The sequence below is a fragment of the Blautia sp. MSJ-36 genome (assembly GCF_018917985.1).
Classification (GTDB): domain Bacteria; phylum Bacillota; class Clostridia; order Lachnospirales; family Lachnospiraceae; genus Blautia_A.
In genome coordinates, this window is record NZ_JAHLPQ010000028.1 from 1 (window position 1) to 19,902 (window position 19,902).

Annotated in this window: 14 protein-coding genes and 1 pseudogene; 10 read left to right on the plus strand and 5 right to left on the minus strand. The window is 43.1% G+C overall.

Going from position 1 to position 19,902, the window contains the following annotated elements:
• Nucleotides 1–132 precede the first annotated feature (132 nt).
• From KQI39_RS14355 to KQI39_RS14365, 3 genes are all read left to right on the plus strand, one after another.
• Complete coding sequence (locus KQI39_RS14355) at nt 133–1,605, plus strand: PTS transporter subunit EIIC (RefSeq protein WP_216419143.1); 1,473 nt, start codon at nt 133–135, stop codon at nt 1,603–1,605.
• A gap of 193 nt (nt 1,606–1,798) precedes the next feature.
• Nucleotides 1,799–2,908, plus strand: coding sequence for a YibE/F family protein (locus KQI39_RS14360; protein WP_330654071.1), 1,110 nt, complete (start codon nt 1,799–1,801; stop codon nt 2,906–2,908).
• Nucleotides 2,905–3,684, plus strand: coding sequence for a YibE/F family protein (locus KQI39_RS14365; protein WP_216419145.1), 780 nt, complete (start codon nt 2,905–2,907; stop codon nt 3,682–3,684). Before KQI39_RS14360 ends, KQI39_RS14365 begins: the two co-directional genes overlap by 4 nt.
• A 301-nt stretch (nt 3,685–3,985) precedes the next feature.
• Here the strand turns inward: KQI39_RS14365 and KQI39_RS14370 are convergent, their stop codons facing one another.
• Nucleotides 3,986–5,122 (minus strand): sensor histidine kinase, encoded by a 1,137-nt coding sequence (locus tag KQI39_RS14370; protein WP_216419148.1) that lies wholly within the window; start codon nt 5,120–5,122, stop codon nt 3,986–3,988.
• Nucleotides 5,123–5,290: 168 nt separating this feature from the next.
• Between KQI39_RS14370 and KQI39_RS14375 the strand changes: the two genes are divergently transcribed.
• From KQI39_RS14375 to KQI39_RS14385, 3 genes are all read left to right on the plus strand, one after another.
• Nucleotides 5,291–5,728: an Hsp20/alpha crystallin family protein gene (locus tag KQI39_RS14375; protein ID WP_015526401.1), complete on the plus strand. Its 438-nt coding sequence runs from the start codon at nt 5,291–5,293 to the stop codon at nt 5,726–5,728.
• A 442-nt stretch (nt 5,729–6,170) separates the two neighbouring features.
• Nucleotides 6,171–7,133, plus strand: a complete 963-nt coding sequence (locus KQI39_RS14380; protein ID WP_216419150.1) for a nucleoside hydrolase — start codon at nt 6,171–6,173, stop codon at nt 7,131–7,133.
• Between the two features lie 70 nt (nt 7,134–7,203).
• The gene (locus KQI39_RS14385; RefSeq protein WP_216419152.1) at nt 7,204–8,166 is read left to right on the plus strand and encodes a 3'-5' exonuclease; all 963 of its coding nucleotides are present in this window, start codon (nt 7,204–7,206) and stop codon (nt 8,164–8,166) included.
• Here the strand turns inward: KQI39_RS14385 and KQI39_RS14390 are convergent.
• Entirely contained in the window at nt 8,137–9,432 is a 1,296-nt protein-coding gene (locus KQI39_RS14390; RefSeq protein ID WP_216419154.1) for a D-alanyl-D-alanine carboxypeptidase family protein, read from the minus strand. The two genes, KQI39_RS14385 and KQI39_RS14390, sit on opposite strands and share 30 nt — an antisense overlap.
• 795 nt (nt 9,433–10,227) lie before the next feature.
• On the opposite strand from KQI39_RS14390, the gene ileS reads away from it, so the two are divergent.
• Complete coding sequence (ileS, locus tag KQI39_RS14395; protein ID WP_216419202.1) at nt 10,228–13,392, plus strand: isoleucine--tRNA ligase; 3,165 nt, start codon at nt 10,228–10,230, stop codon at nt 13,390–13,392.
• A complete protein-coding gene (locus KQI39_RS14400) occupies nt 13,392–15,854 on the plus strand; it encodes a glycogen/starch/alpha-glucan phosphorylase (RefSeq protein ID WP_216419157.1) in 2,463 nt (820 codons plus the stop codon). Before ileS ends, KQI39_RS14400 begins: the two co-directional genes overlap by 1 nt.
• 99 nt (nt 15,855–15,953) lie before the next feature.
• On the opposite strand, the gene KQI39_RS14405 is transcribed toward KQI39_RS14400, so the two are convergent.
• Nucleotides 15,954–16,448, minus strand: a complete 495-nt coding sequence (locus KQI39_RS14405; RefSeq protein WP_118626323.1) for an HD domain-containing protein — start codon at nt 16,446–16,448, stop codon at nt 15,954–15,956.
• A gap of 221 nt (nt 16,449–16,669) precedes the next feature.
• Between KQI39_RS14405 and KQI39_RS14410 the strand changes: the two genes are divergently transcribed.
• The gene (locus KQI39_RS14410; RefSeq protein WP_118752642.1) at nt 16,670–17,236 is read left to right on the plus strand and encodes an HD domain-containing protein; all 567 of its coding nucleotides are present in this window, start codon (nt 16,670–16,672) and stop codon (nt 17,234–17,236) included.
• A gap of 88 nt (nt 17,237–17,324) precedes the next feature.
• On the opposite strand, the pseudogene KQI39_RS17940 reads toward KQI39_RS14410, so the two are convergent.
• Nucleotides 17,325–17,408: pseudogene (locus KQI39_RS17940) on the minus strand (NADH peroxidase); the annotation flags it as partial.
• Nucleotides 17,409–17,561: 153 nt separating this feature from the next.
• Here KQI39_RS17940 and KQI39_RS14420 point away from each other — a divergent pair.
• Nucleotides 17,562–18,773: a tyrosine-type recombinase/integrase gene (locus KQI39_RS14420; RefSeq protein WP_216419159.1), complete on the plus strand. Its 1,212-nt coding sequence runs from the start codon at nt 17,562–17,564 to the stop codon at nt 18,771–18,773.
• Nucleotides 18,774–18,855: 82 nt separating this feature from the next.
• Here the strand turns inward: KQI39_RS14420 and KQI39_RS14425 are convergent, their stop codons facing one another.
• Entirely contained in the window at nt 18,856–19,890 is a 1,035-nt protein-coding gene (locus KQI39_RS14425; protein WP_216419161.1) for a helix-turn-helix transcriptional regulator, read from the minus strand.
• Nucleotides 19,891–19,902 lie beyond the last annotated feature (12 nt).

Consider the following 19,902-nt stretch of genomic DNA (forward strand, 5'->3'; position numbering starts at 1 on the left):
CAGACATGATCATTATTACGGATAACATCTGATGAAGGAAGAACCCCTTCTTCTGTTATCTGATTTATAGAAACTTATTAACCAAGTAGTCTTGATTGACTACATCATTATTATACTAGGGAGGGGAAATATATGAAATTTCTTCAAAAACTGGGAAAAGCATTAATGCTTCCGGTGGCAGTACTGCCAATCTGTGGTATCCTCATGGGTATCGGATACTGGTTATGTCCGGCAACTATGCAGGGTGGAGACATTCACGGCGCAGCCAATCTGATCGGTCTGTTTCTGGTTAAGGCAGGCGGAGCTCTGATCGACAACATGGCAATCCTTTTTGCTATCGGTGTTGGTGTCGGTATGTCAGAAAAGAATGACGGAACCGGCGGAATCGCTGCACTTGCATCCTGGCTGATGCTCACAACACTTCTTTCTACAGGATTTGTTACAACCATCATGCCATCAATCGCTGACAATGCAACAAAAACTCTTGCATTTGACAAAATTGCGAATCCTTTTATCGGAATCCTTGCCGGTATCATCGGATCTACATGCTATAACAAATTCAAGAGCACCAAGCTTCCTGACTGGCTGTCATTCTTCAGCGGCAAGCGCTGCGTAGCGATCATTGCAGGAGTAGTTTCCATTATCGTATCTGCTGTATTACTGTTTGTATGGCCATTACTTTTCGGTGCACTTGTAGCATTAGGAAAAGCAGTTGCAGGTATGGATATTGTTGGTGCAGGTATCTATGCATTCCTGAACCGTCTGCTGATCCCTACCGGATTACATCACGCACTGAACAATGTATTCTGGTTTGACACCATCGGACTTGGTGATCTTCAGCACTTCTGGGCAGGTGAAACTTCTGCAGATGTATCCTGGAGCCTTGGAATGTACATGTCCGGATTCTTCCCATGTATGATGTTTGGTATTCCTGGTGCAGCACTTGCAATGGTTAAATGTGCGAAACCTGCAAAGAAAAAAGTTGCCATCGGTCTTGTTGCTTCCGCAGCGATCTGTGCATTTATCTGTGGTGTAACTGAGCCGTTCGAGTTTGGATTTATGTTCCTTGCTCCTGGCCTCTATGTAATCTATGCATTACTTTACGGTATCTTTACCATGATCACAGTTGCTCTTGGATTCCGTGCAGGCTTCAGCTTCTCTGCTGGTGCGATGGATTTACTTTTCTCATCCTCACTTCCGGCAGCACAGAAGACATGGCTCATCCTTCCTCTTGGAATTGCAGCATTCATCGTATTCTATGTTGTATTCCTTTTTGCCATCAAGAAATTTGATCTGAAGACTCCGGGAAGAGAAGACGATGACGATCTTGAGGCAGAGAAGAATATCGAGCTTGCAAATGATGATTATACTGCTATTGCTGCGAAGATCCTCGAAGGCTGTGGCGGAAAAGAGAACATCACAAGCATCGATAACTGCATCACAAGACTGAGACTTGAGGTTAAGGATATTACAGCTGTAAATGATAAAGTGATCAAATCTGCAGGTGTTGCAGGCGTGATCAAACCTGGAAAAACTTCTGTACAGGTTATCATCGGAACCAAGGTTCAGTTTGTTGCGGATGCATTTTCTGAGCTTTGTAAATAATGACTTTTTTGGAGTCAGGTATTTGTTAAAATAATTATGGGGCAGCAGCAGAACGGTGAAAACGGTTCTGCTGCTGTTTTTTGTATACCTTATATTGACCGATACTTTCAAAAAGCGTACAATATTACTTCGATAAAAAGCAACCGGTCAGTGCGTTTACGATTGCAATATTTCTACAGGGGGAATGAAGTTAATGAAATTAATGAAATCCTGCGTATTTCACAAAAAATATCTTTTAGCCGGCATATATATTATTTTTGTTCTGTTTACCTGCTGTAATTCCCGATTTTATCATACACCGCTGGCAAAAATATGTTCCGTAACAGAAAAACAGACTCTGAGCAGAGAAGGAACCAGAGGCTCAAAAGAATATTACTATACTCAGAATATTACAGCACGGATATTAAACGGTTCGCATAAAGGGGAAAAAATAACGGTCTCTAATGAATATACATCTTCTCAGGTTCAGACTAAGAAATATCATAAAGGAGACACTGTTCTTTTAAGCGGTTCAAAGGAAAGCCCCGGAAAAACGATACGTTCTGTAAAAAGGGATGGGTATCTGGCTTTACTGGCAGGAGGATTATTTTTTCTTCTGATCTGCATTACAGGAAAGCAGGGATTTTACACGATCATATCACTGATACTGAATACAGTCATATTTGCGTATGGATTTCAGGCTTTTACAGTGGGGAAAAATATTTTAAATATCTGTAATGTCATCGCAGTTCTTTTTTCACTGACTACATTGATCTGCTTAAATGGAATTCACAGAAAAACATTTTCCTCAGTCCTTTCAACACTGTGTGTTCTGTTTCTGATCATGGCATTGTTTGAATTTTCTATTTATATGTACGGAGATCTGGATTATTCCAATCTGGAATACCTTGGAAGTACAGGCAATTCAGCAGATATATTCTGGGCAGATATTATGCTGACAGGACTTGGTGCAATTATGGATGTGACGGTGACGATCAGCGCAGCAATAGGAGAAATCGTGCGGAAAAATCCATCGGTTTCTCTGAGAAGACTGATACATTCCGGTCGTGAAATCGGATATGATATTATGGGAACCATGATAAATGTACTGCTGTTTGTTCTGGCAAGCGGTATGATTCCCATGTTCATACTTAAGATGAATAATGATATAAGCTTTATAACGATCGTGAGATATCACATTCCATATGATATCTGTCGTTTTCTGATAGAAAGTATTGGAATTGTACTGGCAATACCGGTATCCGTTTTTATTGCTTCAGCGATTATGAAAATACCATCATGGAAAAGGAGTGGCAGAAAATGATCATTTTTCTTACATTGGTCTTGATTATGTTGATGGTCCTGATCGGTGGTGAACGTGGAGCCATGTCAATTATGACACTGGCAGGGAATATTGTAATTTTGTTTTTTTCAATTATGCTGATGTCTGCCGGATTTCCTGTGTTGCTCCTGATACTGGCGGCAGGAGCAGGTGTCTGCTATATTTCCCTGTTTTATCAGAACGGAAATAATCCAAAGACGCGGGCGGCTTTTCTGGCTACACTGCTGGTAATGTTACTTTTGTTTGTTCCGATTTATATTATCACATGGAGATCAGGAAGTTACGGGTTAAATGAGCTGCAGATTTCGGAAGACGATTTTATGTATTATTACAGTACGGATCTTCATATCAACATGCTTCATGTAGGAATATTTGTAACGGTTTTCAGTACTCTTGGAGCTGTTATCGATACGGCATTATCCGTAACCTCCTCTGTATATGAAGTCTGGACCCATAAAAACAGTCTGATAGCGAAGGAGCTTACAGCTTCCGGCTATCAGGTCGGAAAAGAAATCATAGGTACAACAGTAAATACACTGCTGTTTGCTTATCTTGGGGGAACTATTCTGTTATTTTCATACATTCAGACACAGCAATATACCCTGGAAATTATTCTTAATTCCCAGTTCCTTTTTCAGGATGTTGCGGTTATGTTATTTGGTGCGGTGGCATGTCTTATTACCGTCCCGGTGTCGATCAGATGCATCATCCGGCAGATTCACCGTACTGGTCCAGAAGAAAAACAGTCAGATCTGTGAAGAAGAATTTTCTTTTTCTTCACAGTCCTGACAGATTCCATGAAGCGTAAAGCAGTGTCAGATTTGTCGTAAATGTCGTAAATTTGTGGTCAAAAAATGATGAGAAATGGAGAGTGCTAATTAAATATTGTGAGCGAAGTAAGGCGTGAGTCATAAAATATGGCTTGCGTCTTTTTTTTTGCCAGAAAGGAAGTTATAAGTTTGAAGGAGTAAATGTATGGACAACATGTAAAAGGAGCCAGTAAAACAACTCCAGGCTTTGCTGTTATGGATTATGAATAGAACACACATTCACCGAATGTTAGTTATCTGTTTTATTACAACACATCACAGATGCATAGAACATTCCATCCTCTGTTTTAAAGTGGCAGACACCATTGTAATGCGCGGCAATGTTTTTGACCGATTGTGTGCCGAGCCCGAGTCCCTTATGCTTCGTTGAAACAAGCTTGTCATCATTTGTACATTTGAGTGTTCCTGAGAAGGTATTGTCCACCGTAATACAAAGCGAACTGCCGGTCAGGTTGGCACGAATCAAGATTTTCCGGTCATTGCCAGACTCATTTTTGCAGGATTCCAGTGCGTTTTCAATCAGATTGCCGAATATAACAGAAATATCGGTATCTGAAACGAAGATATCATTCGGAATCTTAACTTTAACAAAATAATTAATACAGTTATCCTTAGCCTGCTGAGCAAAGTAGAGCAATACAGCGTTTGCGGCAGTATTTTCACAAAAACGGACAAGAGAGTTATCCGGAAGGCTTTTGCTGTACTCATTAAGGTAATCATGCAGCGCATCAAGTTTTCCTTCCGTCAGGTATTCTTGTATGAGAGCGATATGATGACGCACATCATGCTTTGCACGGCGGGCGTCAGTGATTTTTTCCTGCAGATTCTTATATTGCATTGCCTGCATTATAAGCTGATGGTTCTTATCACGTAATTCCAGAGATTTGTTTTGCTCCAGAATCAATCGTGCGACCACATAGTAAATCAAAAATGCTCCTATGTTGATGGCAAAAAGAAAGAGAGTGTTTTTCGGTTGAAGTGCAATTTCCAAGCTGGAATGGGAAGAATTCCCATAGAGCAGATAGCACCATATCAAATAGAAGGTTGCAGGGATTAGCCATAAATACCGCCATTCCAAACCGGACGATTCGCTTTTTACAGCCGGTACGATGACCATTTTCATATATAAAAGAACAGGAACAGAAAGACATATTTCCACAGCAAAGAACATCAGAGAGGATGACCAACGGTAATCCTGCGTTGCCAGGACTGGAAAGAAAAATCCTTCCAGACATTTAGCGGAAACAACGGTTAGATTTGCAAGGTTGGAAATCGTCAGCAGGGTAAAAAGAGTCTTACCAAAAAGATTTTTGACAGCCATAAAATAGAAGGTTAAATGTGAAGAAAGTGTGAAATTAGCACTCAACTCTTGACAGTGCTAATAATGCGTGTTATAGTACATACAGAACAAAGGAAGAGAGAAAAAAGAAATCTTCCGGAGAAAGTTCTTACAGAATTAGCAGATGTTTTCAGAAACAGTAAATTAAAAACGCCTGCGCAGCACGCAGCGAATATAGATCAGGAGGAATGAGTTATGTTAATGCCAAGTATTTTCGGAGAAGATTTATTTGATGATTTTATGGGATATCCGACAGGCCGTCAGGCAGCTGCCAATGCTTATCCTCAGGTGAAGGATATGATGAAGACAGATATCCGTGATGTAGATGGCAATTATGAACTGGAGATCGATCTTCCGGGATTTAAGAAAGAGGATGTGAAGATCCAGCTGAAGAATGGTTATCTGAACATTCAGGCAACCAGAGAAGAGAAGAAGGACGAGAAGGATGATAAAGGTAAATATGTTCGCAGAGAACGTTATACAGGAACCTGCAACAGAAGCTTTTATGTAGGCTCGAGCATTAAGCATGAAGATATCCATGCGAAATATGAGAACGGAATCCTTCATGTAACCTTCCCGAAGGAAGAGACCAAGAAAGAAGCAGAAGAGAAGAAATTTGTTTCTATTGATTGATCAGCATTTATTTTGAAGCCAATATCCGGAACAACCCAAACGGATATTGCAAATATTAAAGCTCCAAATTGCACATTGCATTTGTTTATATAAATGAATATAACCCCCTTTTTTCCACCCCTCTGCCAATGCCCGGCAGAGGGGTTCTTTACGTTTCGGCCTGAAGTACAGAGGTGAATTCTGATTATTGTTTACTGGTAATATTCCGCGAGGTGTTTTGTGTGAGCGAAGGTCACAGAAAATCCGAGACATACCGCGCGAATTTATGCGATCAGCATAAATTCTGTGCATCGCGAAGCGTGTTGCTGAGAACGGAGTGAACAGTAACGAATTCTGATTAACTTTACACTCTTTCCTCACTCTGTTATACTTGGAACAGGTAAACAGCGGAAATTCGGCAATACTATAAAATTGGGGAAAGAGTTTTTACAGAGGTGAATATATGGGAGATAAGATCAAGGTTATCATGGACTGTGATCCTGGAATCGATGACGGGATCGCACTGGCATATGCGGCAGCACATCAGGATGAACTGGAGCTGCTTGCAGTGACGACATCTGCAGGAAGTACCAGGATAGAAAGAGTGACCCAAAATGCATTGGAGCTGGTGGATTTTTACGGACTGAAGGTTCCGGTGGCAGGAGGCCAGGACCGTCCTCTTGTGAAAGCGGCAATTTATGCGGAAGAATTCCACGGAGAGACAGGGCTTGGCCATTGCGTACTGCCGGAAGCAAAATCAGAGGCTGCTTCTGATAATGCAGTGCTTTTTATACGTGACATTCTGAATGCCATTCCGGAGGGCGAGCAGGTAGTAATGATCGAAACTGCACCAATGACTAATCTTGCACTTCTGTTGAAGGTTTTTCCTGAAATAAAGAATAAGATCAGAAAAATTGTATTTACAGGCGGCGCAGCAAAAGGCGGAAACATCACACCGGCAGCGGAATTCAACATCTACGCAGATCCGGAGGCGGCAAAGATCGTATTCGATTCCGGAATCCCACTGATCATGTGTGGACTGGATGCTACCCTGAAATGTAATCTCACCAGAAACCAGATCATGAAGCTGTGCCAGTCCGGTGATCCGGCAGCCAGAGCCTGTGGAGATATGGCTGGCTACGTACTTGAAAATTTTTCCAAATATCGCTGCGTGGCAAGTATCCATGCTGCTGTACCGTTTATATATCTCATCCATCCGGAGTTCTTTAAAACAGAAAAAGTATTCCTGGATGTGGATTGTTCAGACGGTGCCGGACGGGGTGCCACATTATGCGATTTCCGCTGGTGGCTACACGAAGAAGACGAAATGAAAGATATGATTCTGACAGATGCAGATACAGAAAGCTTCCAGCAGGAGCTGTTTGAAGCGATTTATTCTGTGTCCGAATGCAAAAATATGAAATAGCCGGACAACGATCCGGAAACAGCTGCATTTATGAAGCAGCTGAGCAGTCAGATAAGAGGACAGAAAACCCATGAACTATATTGTATTTGACCTGGAATGGAACCAGAATCCGGACGGGAGAAAACATCCGGACAGCAGGCTCCCGTTTGAGATCATAGAGATCGGGGCAGTAAAATTAAACGAAAAAAGAGAGATCGTTGATACTTTTCAGTGCCTGATCAAGCCCAAAGTGTACCACTGGATCCACGACAGTATCCACGAAGTGATCCACGTGGATTATCATGAACTGGAAAAAGGCATCCCTTTTCCAAGGGCGATCCGCAGATTTCTGGAATGGTGTGGGGAAGAGTATCGCTTTTTTACCTGGGGAAATCAGGATGTGATGGAGCTTCAGCGGAATATGAAATATTATAATCTTCTGAAGCTGATCCCGGGGCCGGTACACTATTACGATGTGCAGAAGCTTTTCAGCATAAAATTCGAAGACGGGATTGCCAGACGTTCTCTGGAATATGCCATTGATTATCTGAAACTTCCGAAGAACCGGGATTTTCACCGGGCTCTGGCAGATGCCAGCTATACGGCAAGAATCCTTCTGGAAATTGACGAGGCCTGCATGATCCGCCATCCATCCCTGGATGTATATCAGAACCCAAAGTCAAAAGAGAAAGAAATTTATATTTCCTACACAGATCATGACAAGTTTGTATCCAGGGAATTTGTATCAAAGGAGCGCCTGATGAAGGACCGTACCATGGTAAGCACGGTGTGTCCCATCTGCAGATGCCCCGCCAAGCGGAAAATCCGCTGGTTCAGCACCAACAATTCCAAGGTATATTACAGCCTTGCCCTCTGTCACGAGCATGGACCCGTTGCAGGGAAGATCAGAATTCGAAAAACCGATGAGGGAAAATATTTCGGGGTAAAAACCCTGAGAGCAGAAGATACAGAAGCGGCGGATGAAATCCGTGAAAGGCACGAATCTCTCCGCCGTAAGAAACTTTTAAGAAGAGGTCTGGAGGAGAAGGTCTGATACGACATTTCGTTCGTATTGCATTCCCCATCCAACCATCTGTTTCTGGTAATAATATTTGCTTTTCAGACGCAGCGGGCCGGCAGCATTCTGGAGAACGGCCTGGCGTTTGGTAAGCTGTGATCTTTTTGTACCTTTTGGTACAGTCACATAAACATTTGTCTGGTAATAAAACGGATAGGTGTTTCCGTTATTCTTAAGAATATATTTATCACATGGGAGTACCTTAAACGGGACTGGTTCCATGGAAACTTTCATATTCATTTTTTCAAAATTTTCAAAACCATAATTAAAAAGTGAAGCGGTATCACTGTATGCATTTGCTGCGGAAGTAGAATTCAGAATTACGGCTACCAGTGTCATGTTTCCACGTTTGCAGTAGGTGACCAGAGTATTTCCGGATGCATCGGTGTAGCCAGTTTTTCCACCGAGGACTCCCTCATAATAATATTCACCGTTTTTCATCATCTTATGGTGATTGAGAAGCTGCCTTGCTTCCGCAAATTTATTGGTGGCCGGGATTTCATAATACCTTCTGGTGCAGTATCGGCGGAAAAGCGGATTCAGCCAGGCGGATTTTGCAATTTTGGCCATATCGGAAGCTGTGGTGTAATGGGTTTCATCCGGAAGACCGTTTGGATTGTTAAAGTGCGTATTCTTGCAGCCAAACAGTTTGGCACGCCAGTTCATAAGTTCGGTGAATTTTTTTACAGAGCCGGAAACTTCTTCTGCAACAGCCACAGACATCTCATTTGCGGACTGGAGCATAACTGCCATCAGCGCCTGATCTCTGGTAAATACCTCACCTGGAGCAGCGTAAATGCTGGAGTCACCGGCAGATACACTGGTGGATGCATTCTCGGAAACAGTAATTTTTGTCTTGACGTTCAGATTTTCGCAGGCCAGAAGCGTTGTCATGATTTTTGTAATACTGGCAGGATAAAGCTGTGTATCCCCGTTTTTGGAATAAAGAACGGCTTCTGTATTTACGTCCATAAGGACTGCAGCCTGTGCTTCGATGCCGGGACCTTTGGGCCACCCGTCAATGGAATCGGTGTCGGCAGCCTGTGAATAATAGCTGGAGTGAGCAGGCGTGACTGCTGCGTCCTGACCATCAGGAACCGGTGTGGCAGTGACGATAGGATCACCATATTCATCGTATCCATAGGCAGCCGCAGCACAGGGAGCAGCGCCTGTGAGCAGGATCCCTATGCCGAGAATGCCTGCAAAGATCCGACGCAGGGATCGTTTTTTCATATTTTTCATAATAAGATACCTTTCAGTGATAAATCCGGGCGAGAAGGTTATTGTTCATTTGAGAATCAGTAACCGAAAAAATTCCTGCCCGTTTTGTGATGGGTTTCAGTATTTCATTGATTATAGCATTGTATTAATGAAAAGCTGTATTTTTGCCCTGAAGATTCTGTAGTAGTATACCACTTTCCTCCTGGAAAAACCACTTGCAGTCTGTGAAAATTCCATTAAGATGAAATGAACATACATATAATAAGAGAAAATCCCTTAAAAACACTTGACATATGGATTTTCCCCAACCTATAATAGACAGCGTATATAGAAAAAAGCTGTGATGGAGACAGTAGGCCATATGGAAAGCTTGCAGCGAACCGGGGATGGTGGGAGCCCGGGACGAGTAAATATGGCGGAATATCACTCCTGAGCTTCAGTTCCGAAGTTGTCCGGCAGCAGCCGGAAGAATATCTGCTATACAGATGATCATTAAGTAAGAACTGACGGATTTCCTCCGTTACAGGGAACATATATCGGCAGATACAAAGAATTGTCCGCCATGAACAGACATGGAACAACAGCCCACGCCATAACACAGAGCATAAGAACACAGCAGAAGACGCAGGGATCCGGACACAGGCCCGTATAATGTAACAGGTGGTACAGCGAATCAGACTTCGTCCTTTTACAGGATGGGGTCTTTTTTTATAAGTGCCCGAAGCATTGGCACGAACAGGTATCTGTGAAGAAACAATCCGCTGTGGCCTTACAGATGAGGCAGCAGCCAGTAATCAGACACAGGAGGTAAATATTGTGTATCGTAAAGTTGACACGAATCTGAATTTTGTTGACCGTGAAAAAGAAGTCGAGAAATTCTGGAAAGACAATAAGATTTTCGAAAAGAGTATGGACAGCCGTAAAGAGGGCGAGACATACACATTCTATGACGGACCGCCTACCGCAAATGGTAAGCCACATATCGGACATGTTCTGACACGAGTTATCAAGGATATGATCCCGAGATACCGTACAATGAAGGGGTACATGGTTCCGAGAAAAGCAGGATGGGATACTCACGGACTTCCGGTTGAGCTTGAGGTTGAGAAGAAGCTTGGCCTTGACGGCAAGGAGCAGATCGAGGAGTACGGAATGGAGCCGTTCATCCAGCAGTGTAAGGAGAGCGTATGGAAATACAAGGGAATGTGGGAGGATTTCTCATCTACCGTTGGTTTCTGGGCTGACATGGAGCATCCGTATGTAACATACGACAACAATTTCATCGAGTCCGAGTGGTGGGCGCTGAAAGAGATCTGGGAAAAAGGTCTTCTTTACAAGGGCTTCAAGATCGTGCCTTACTGCCCGCGCTGTGGAACTCCGCTTTCCGCACAGGAGGTTTCCCAGGGCTATAAGACAGTAAAAGAGCGTTCTGCGATCGTACGTTTCAAGGTTGTAGGTGAGGACGCATACTTCCTGGCATGGACAACAACACCGTGGACACTTCCGTCCAACGTTGCACTTTGTGTAAACCCGGATGAGATCTACTGCAAGGTAAAAGCAGCAGACGGCTACACCTATTACATGGCAGAGGCACTTCTGGACAAGGTTCTCGGCAAGCTTGCAAAGGATGATGAGCCTGCATATGAGATCCTTGAGAAATATAAAGGAACAGACCTTGAGCGCAGAGAATATGAGCCGCTTTTTGCATGTACGGGAGAGGCAGCAGCAAAACAGCGCAAAAAAGCTCATTTCGTAACCTGTGACAACTACGTTACCATGAGTGATGGTACCGGTATCGTTCATATCGCACCTGCATTTGGTGAGGATGACAGCCGTGTCGGACGTGAGTATGACCTTCCGTTCGTACAGTTCGTAGACGGACAGGGTAACATGACCAAAGAGACACCATATGCCGGTGTATTCGTTAAGAAAGCGGACCCGATGGTTCTTACCGACCTCGACAAAGAGGGCAAGCTTTTTGACGCACCAAAATTCGAGCATGATTATCCACACTGCTGGAGATGTGACACACCGCTTATCTACTATGCACGTGAGTCCTGGTTCATCAAGATGACAGCAGTAAAAGATGATCTGATCCGCAACAACAATACAATTAACTGGATTCCGGAGAGCATCGGTAAAGGACGTTTCGGTGACTGGCTTGAGAACGTTCAGGACTGGGGTATTTCCAGAAACCGTTACTGGGGAACACCACTGAATATCTGGCAGTGCGAGTGCGGCCATATGGAATCCGTAGGAAGCCGTCAGGATCTCTACGAGAAGAGTGGTGACGAGCGTGCGAAGACCATCGAGCTTCATCGCCCATACATTGATGACATTACCATGAAGTGCCCGGACTGCGGCAAGACCATGCACCGTGTACCGGAGGTAATTGACTGCTGGTTTGATTCCGGAGCAATGCCTTTTGCACAGCATCATTATCCATTTGAGAATAAAGACCTGTTTGAGCAGCAGTTCCCGGCAGACTTCATTTCCGAGGCTGTTGACCAGACAAGAGGATGGTTCTACTCCCTTCTTGCTGAGTCCACACTGCTTTTCAACAAGGCTCCATATAAGAACGTAATCGTTCTGGGACATGTACAGGATGAGAACGGACAGAAGATGAGTAAGTCCAAAGGAAATGCCGTAGATCCGTTTGACGCACTGAACAAATACGGTGCAGATGCGATCCGCTGGTATTTCTACATCAACAGTGCTCCGTGGCTTCCGAACCGTTTCCATGGCAAGGCAGTTGTAGAGGGACAGAGAAAGTTCATGAGCACTCTGTGGAACACCTACGCATTCTTTGTACTGTATGCGAACATTGACAATTTTGACGCAACTAAATATACTTTAGATTACGATAAGCTTCCGGTTATGGATAAATGGCTGCTCAGCAAGCTGAATACCATGGTGAAGACTGTCGATGCGGATCTTGATTCCTACAAGATTCCGGAGGCTGCAAGAGCACTTCAGGAATTTGTTGACGATATGAGTAACTGGTATGTAAGAAGAAGCCGTGAGCGTTTCTGGGCAAAGGGCATGGAGCAGGATAAGATCAATGCTTACATGACACTTTACACAGCACTGGTAACTGTTGCCAAGGCTGCAGCTCCGATGATCCCGTTCATGACTGAGGATATCTACCAGAACCTTGTAAGAAGCATTGATGCAAACGCTCCGGAGAGTATCCATCTCTGCGATTATCCGGAGGTAAATGAGGCATGGATCGACAAAGATCTTGAGGCAAACATGGAAGAGCTTCTTGAGATCGTTGTTCTTGGCCGTGCATGCAGAAATACCGCAAACATCAAGAACCGTCAGCCGATCGGAACCATGTATGTAAAGGCTGAGAAAGCTATGGATAAATTCTACACAGATATCATCGCAGATGAGCTTAATGTAAAAGAAGTGAAATTTGCAGATGATGTAGAGTCCTTCATTTCCTATAGCTTCAAGCCGCAGCTCCGTACAGTAGGACCGAAATACGGTAAGCTTCTGAACGGCATCCGTACCGCACTCTCTGAGATCGACGGAACCGCAGCAATGAAAGAGCTGAGAGACAATGGTGTTCTCGTTCTTGACATTGACGGAAATAAGGTCGAGCTTGCAGAGGAAGACTTATTGATCGAAACAGCCCAGAGCGAGGGCTATGTTACAGAGACAGACGGAGAGACATCCGTTGTCCTTGATACAAACCTTACACCTGAACTGATCCAGGAGGGCTTTGTCCGCGAGATCATCAGCAAGGTTCAGACCATGCGTAAAGAGGCTGGTTTCGAAGTCATGGACAAGATCATTGTCTATGCAAAAGATAACGATAAGATCATGGATATCATGAAAGCAAACCAGGATGAGATCAAACGTGAAGTACTGGCAGAAAACATTATTCTGGGAGAAGCAGAGGGTTACATCAAGGAGTGGAACATCAACAAAGAGGCTGTAACCCTGGGAGTATCCAAAGTACAGGAGGAGAATTAATGATCGACAAGCAGTTTGAGAAAGAGGAATTCAAGAAAAGCGTAAAAGAAAACGTGAAATTCCTTTATCGAAAAACACTGGAGGAAGCTACACAGGAGCAGATTTTCCAGGCTGTAAGTTACACAGTAAAAGACGTAATCATTGACAACTGGCTCAAGAGCCAGAAGGCGTATGAAAAACAGGACCCGAAGATCGTATATTATATGTCCATGGAGTTCCTTATGGGCCGTGCCCTTGGAAACAACCTGATCAACCTTGGTGCATACGGCGAGGTTAAGGAGGCTCTTGAGGAGCTTGGACTTGACATTAACTGCATCGAAGACCAGGAGCCGGATCCGGCTCTTGGAAACGGTGGACTTGGAAGACTGGCAGCATGCTTCCTGGATTCTCTTGCAACTCTGAACTACTGTGCATACGGATGCGGAATCCGTTACCGTTATGGTATGTTCAAGCAGGAGATCCGTGACGGTTATCAGGTAGAGGCACCGGATAACTGGCTGAAGAACGGCTATCCTTTCGAGCTCCGTCGTCCGGAGTATGCAAAAGAGGTTCATTTCGGCGGATATGTACGCGTTGAGTGGGATCCGGTGAACAACCAGAACAAATTTATCCACGAGGGATATCAGGCAGTTAAGGCTGTTCCTTATGATATGCCGATCACAGGTTATAACAACGATGTTGTAAACACACTTCGTATCTGGGATGCAGAGCCGATCGTAGACTTCAACCTTGACTCTTTCGACAAGGGTGATTATCACAACGCAGTAGAGCAGGAGAACCTTGCACGTACTATCGTTGAGGTGCTTTATCCGAATGATAACCATATGGCAGGTAAAGAGCTTCGTCTGAAACAGCAGTACTTCTTCGTATCTGCCAGCCTTCAGGCAGCCATTGCCAAATATAAGAAAACACACGATGACATCACAAAGCTTCATGAGAAGGTTGTATTCCAGATGAACGATACTCATCCGACTGTAGCAGTTGCAGAGCTGATGCGTCTTCTTATGGATCAGGAAGGTCTTGGCTGGGATCAGGCATGGGATATCACAACAAAATGCTGTGCTTACACCAACCACACCATCATGTCCGAGGCACTTGAGAAATGGCCGATCGAGCTGTTCTCCAGACTGCTTCCGCGTGTATACCAGATCATCGAGGAGATCAACCGTCGTTTCATTCTTGAGATCCAGCAGAAATATCCTGGAAACTTCGAGAAGGTTAAGAAAATGGCGATCATCTATGACGGACAGGTTAAGATGGCTCACCTTGCGATCGTTGCAGGCTACTCTGTAAACGGTGTTGCACGCCTTCATACCGAGATCCTCAAGAATCAGGAGCTGAAGGATTTCTATGAGATGATGCCTGAGAAGTTCAACAACAAAACAAACGGTATCACACAGAGACGTTTCCTTGCTCATGGAAACCCGCTTCTGGCTGACTGGGTAACAGACAAGATCGGACCGGACTGGATCACAGATCTTTCCCAGCTTTCCAAGCTTAAAGTTTACGCAGACGATGAGAAGGCTCTTCAGGAGTTCATGACCATCAAGTTCAAGAACAAAGAGCGTCTTGCAAAATATATCCTGGAGCACAATGGTGTTGAGGTTGACCCGCACTCTATCTTCGATATCCAGGTTAAGAGACTTCATGAGTACAAACGTCAGCTTCTTAACATCCTGCATGTGATCTATCTGTACAACCAGATCAAGGCACATCCGGAGATGGATTTCTATCCAAGAACATTTATCTTTGGTGCAAAAGCTTCCGCAGCTTACGCACGTGCAAAGAAGATCATCAAGCTGATCAACTGTGTGGCAGATGTTGTAAACAATGATGCTTCCATCAACGGTAAGCTGAAGGTTGTATTCATCGAGAACTACCGTGTATCCAACGCTGAGATCATTTTTGCGGCAGCAGATGTTTCCGAGCAGATCTCCACAGCAAGTAAAGAGGCTTCCGGTACAGGTAACATGAAATTCATGCTGAACGGTGCTCCGACACTTGGAACCATGGATGGTGCTAACGTTGAGATCGTACAGGAGGTTGGCGAGGAGAATGCATTTATCTTCGGTATGAGCTCCGACCAGATCATCAACTATGAGAACAACGGCGGTTACGATCCGGACTTCATCTACAACACAGATCCGGAGATCCGTCAGGTACTGATGCAGCTGATCAACGGAACCTTCTCCAGCGATACAGAGATGTTCCGTGACATCTACAATTCACTTCTCGACAAACGCAACATGCCGAGACCTGACCAGTACTTCATCCTTGGCGACTTCCGTTCCTATGCAGAGGCACAGAAGCGTGTTGAGGAAGCATATAAGGATGAGAAACGCTGGGCTAAGATGGCACTTCTCAATACAGCATGCAGCGGTAAGTTCACATCCGACAGAACTATCCAGGAGTATGTAGATGATATCTGGCATCTGGATAAGGTTATTGTGAAAGAGAACTAAGATATAGAAAGTAATCTGCAAAGTATTACCATAAAATAAATTTCCACACAAAAACAGGGCGCGTCAGAAGTGGCGACGGCCCTGTTTTTTGTGTGGAAATTATGCCGGATTGATGACGATCCGGTTCCGTCTGGCCAGAGCAATGGCGATATGACAGCCTTCCGCAATGGCGCAGGCTTTATCGGCAAAGCTGATGATCCAGGCTTCTTTGTTGCGTGGAAGAGGTCCCAGAGGGAACATATGTGAGAGTATCGCATCCAGCTCTCTGTCTGTGACATCAAAGTGCGCGGCACTGTTGTCTGCGGCAGCCTTCGGGTGATAAAACGCCTGATGCTCACCGGTCGGTGTCTCCGCCCTGAAGTCATAGGGACAGAAATCGTGGAGAAGCCCTGCCCTTGCGGCGGCTTTCTCGTCACATCCCAGCTTCCTGGCAATGAACCAGGAGAGGTAGGAAACATTGATACTGTGCATGAGCCGAGTGGTCCACTGGTGGTGGGTGTACAGGCTCAGCTTCAGGAATTCTCTGTTGCAGAGGATGTTTTTCACAAGCTCATGATATTCCTGTGAGACCTCGTCCGACACTGTGATATCCATCGGCAATCACCTTCTTTCTTTTGTTTATAATTTCATTATGACGCTTATGGCGAAAAATGCAATAAAGTTTATATTTTTTTTATAAATTAGTTGAGACAAATTTTTTCAGAATGGAATCTTCTGTTTTTCATCTGTTTTCCATGACCGGAGATATGGTATAGTAATGAACAGAATTGGTGTCAGTGAAAATATTATGAAAAGACGGAGGAGAGAGAACGAATATGAAACCAGAAAAACTGATTGAAGTACTTTCTGTTGCAGAACGATTAAAAGATGCAGTGCGTCATTGCTATACATCCGGAGGCAGGCGGGAGAGTGTTGCGGAGCATTCCTGGAGAATTTCTCTGATGGCATATTTTGTCAGCGACGAGTTTCCGGAGGCAGATCTTCTGAAGATCATGAAAATGTGCCTGATCCATGATATGGGAGAAGCTTTTACCGGGGATATCCCAGCTTTTGAAAAAACAGTAAAAGATTCAGAAAAAGAAGCCGATGTGCTGGGTGAATGGGTGAAAACTCTGCCGGAACCATTTGATAAAGAGATGGCAGAACTGTATCAGGAAATGGAAGCACAGCAGACTCTGGAATCCAGAATCTACAAAGCTCTGGACAAACTGGAAGCGCTGATCCAGCATAATGAATCCGACATCAAAACCTGGATTCCACTGGAATATAACCTGCAGATGACCTACGGAAATGAACAGGTGAAATTCTCAGATTATCTGACGGAGCTTCGGGAGCAGGTAAGAGCAGATAGTGTGCGGAAGATTGAAAAATCTGTACACTAATTTGCACATCTCCATCAGAAACATTAAAAAAGAGGGAACCATTTTACGTGGTTCCCTCTTGTAAAAATTCCGATTTTATGCGGATTTCTTATTTACCAAAGTATCTCTTAAGCAGTCCAGCGAATGCTTTGCCGTGTCTTGCTTCGTCTTTAGCCATCTCATAAGTCACTTCGCTTCGCTCGTGACTTCAAAAAACCTCTGAGTGCTGATATTTCAAGGCTTTTTGGAATGTTTTTATTTGCTTTGTATTAGCACACTGTGCAACTTTTTAGCAGTATTTTTTCAAAAATTTGCACTCTGATCTACACTATTGGAGGTCAGAAAAGTGGGAAAACAGAATGATGTAGGTGTATTTCAGCTTGAAAATGGTAAGTGGGCGTTTCGTTATACGTTCACAAAAAATGGAAAACGCAGTTCTAAGAGAAGTTGCAAAGATGAATTTGGTAATTCATTAAATACAAAAAGGGCAGCAATTAAGGCAAGACAGATTGCTGTTGATGCAGAAGCATTGAATCAACCACTAAAGCCAGTAGAACGAAAAACAGTTGCAGAAGTATTTAAGGAATACAGAGAGAAAGGTTGTTCAGGTAAGGCGTATCAGACAATCAGAAAACAAGATTCTCTTTGGGAAAATCATATCAGAGATAAGTTTGGCAGCAGATATGTTGATGATATTACTGTTGCAGAAGTCAATGATTATTTGACTGAATTATATTATGCGGATGATTACGCATATAAATATACAGAAAGTTTTTTAAAGATATTCTATCTGATTTTTGGACAAGCATATTCTCGTAATTATTTGAGCGTTGATATATACAGTAAACTGTGTATGAACAAAGATACGAAAATCAAAATGCCAAAATTGAAAACAGATGAAGATACTGAAATTGTGACATTTAGCGAGGAAGAAATTTCTCTTTTAGATGAATACTTTAAGGGAACAAATGCAGAAACAGCATATCTACTTGGAAAATATTGTGGACTTCGTATTAGTGAATGTTATGGCTTGAAGTGGGATCATGTGAATTTTGAGAGTAATTCTATCAGTATTGATAGACAGATGCAGTATCAAAATGGACTAATCAAGCTAGTGCCACTAAAAACAAGAAATGCCAAAAGAACAGTATATATGAATAAAGTGTTAAAAGAACATTTGCAAAAACAGTGGCAGCAGTCAAAAGAGGATGCCGTTACTTTTGCCGCTGTAAGAGAACAAAAACAACGATTTATAGATGATCTTGACAGCAGCAGAATTTCTTCCACAAAACTTGTGAATTGCTTGCCTAATGGAACAATTCAGACTGTAAACTCTTTTAAATATCCATCAAGAGAGATTAAAAGTAAGTTTGGCATTCAGTTCAAATATCATTATCTGAGGCATACTTTTGGAACAAGGATGGCTGAAATGAATACTCCGCAGCATTTACTTTGTTCTATTATGGGGCATGGAAATATTCACGTAACGCAACAATACTATATAGCAGTATCTAAAAGAGGAATTGAGATTTTACAAAATAATTTAAATCAGCTTTAAGTATCAACTTTTAAGAACTTTAGACAACTTTTAAGAAGAAAACCGTCAGAATCATTAACTTTTTGACGGTTTTCTATCTCTTTTATTCATTTTTATAGCGGTCTGAAATATCAGAGAGAAAATTTTTCATATCTTCTACCACATCAGAGGGTGCAATGATTGTTGCTTTTTTGCGGAAACCGCAGACCCATGCAAGAAACTGATCGCTGATTTCTACTGTGGCAGCTACTATAAAATGAGAGTTTCCATCTGCTGAGTAAATAGCGTCTTTTGTTCCAAAGCGTTCAATCGCAGTATCCAAAAGAGGATTAATAAAACGTATGCGGACACGACGTTTTTTGCCACCGAACATAGAAAAAACTCGTTGTGTGTAACTGTCCATATCTATTGACAAGTATTCTTCTTCACCCTCTCTTGGCTGATTTTCCAGAACCTTAATATTTTTCATTCGGTCTACACGAAAAGTTCTCATAGCTTTTGCATAATCACTATATGCCAAAAGATAATAGTTTCCGTCATTAATAAGCAGCTTAAAGGGGCTTACAATATAAGCGGCTCCTTTGCGGCGTTCAACCTGTGAATGTATGTCACTGATTTGATATTTCATATATTGAAAACTTATTTTTGACGGTGTTCGTGGCTGCGCATCCCAACGGCGTGACATAGCATAATTGATATTAGCAATATTGCTTAAAATCCCCTTTCTGTTAGTCTTTACGCGATCGCAGAGAAATACTTCCTCTTGAAGCTGTTCTGCTGCAAAATTACTTCCTAACGAACCGATTTTTTCCACAAGTTCTTTTGCTTTGCTTTTGGAAATAAACTTTGTGGCGTGAACACATTCCGCAAGCAATTTTAAATCGTCAAGTTCAAAATCCCTTGAAAGAAGTCGATAATAAGAGCCACCTTGTGTGGGGCATTCGATATCCATACCAAATTCATCACGTAAAATAAGAATATCTCTAAGGACAGAACGACGTTCCGCAAGAATATCATGCTCAGTTTCCAAATAGTCAATAATATCTTTGATTGTTGTTGGATGGTTTTCATCTGTGTTTTTTAAAAAGTATTCCGCTACATAGAGCGTTTTCAGCTTTTGTTTTTCTGATTTTGGCATAACTGTACCTCA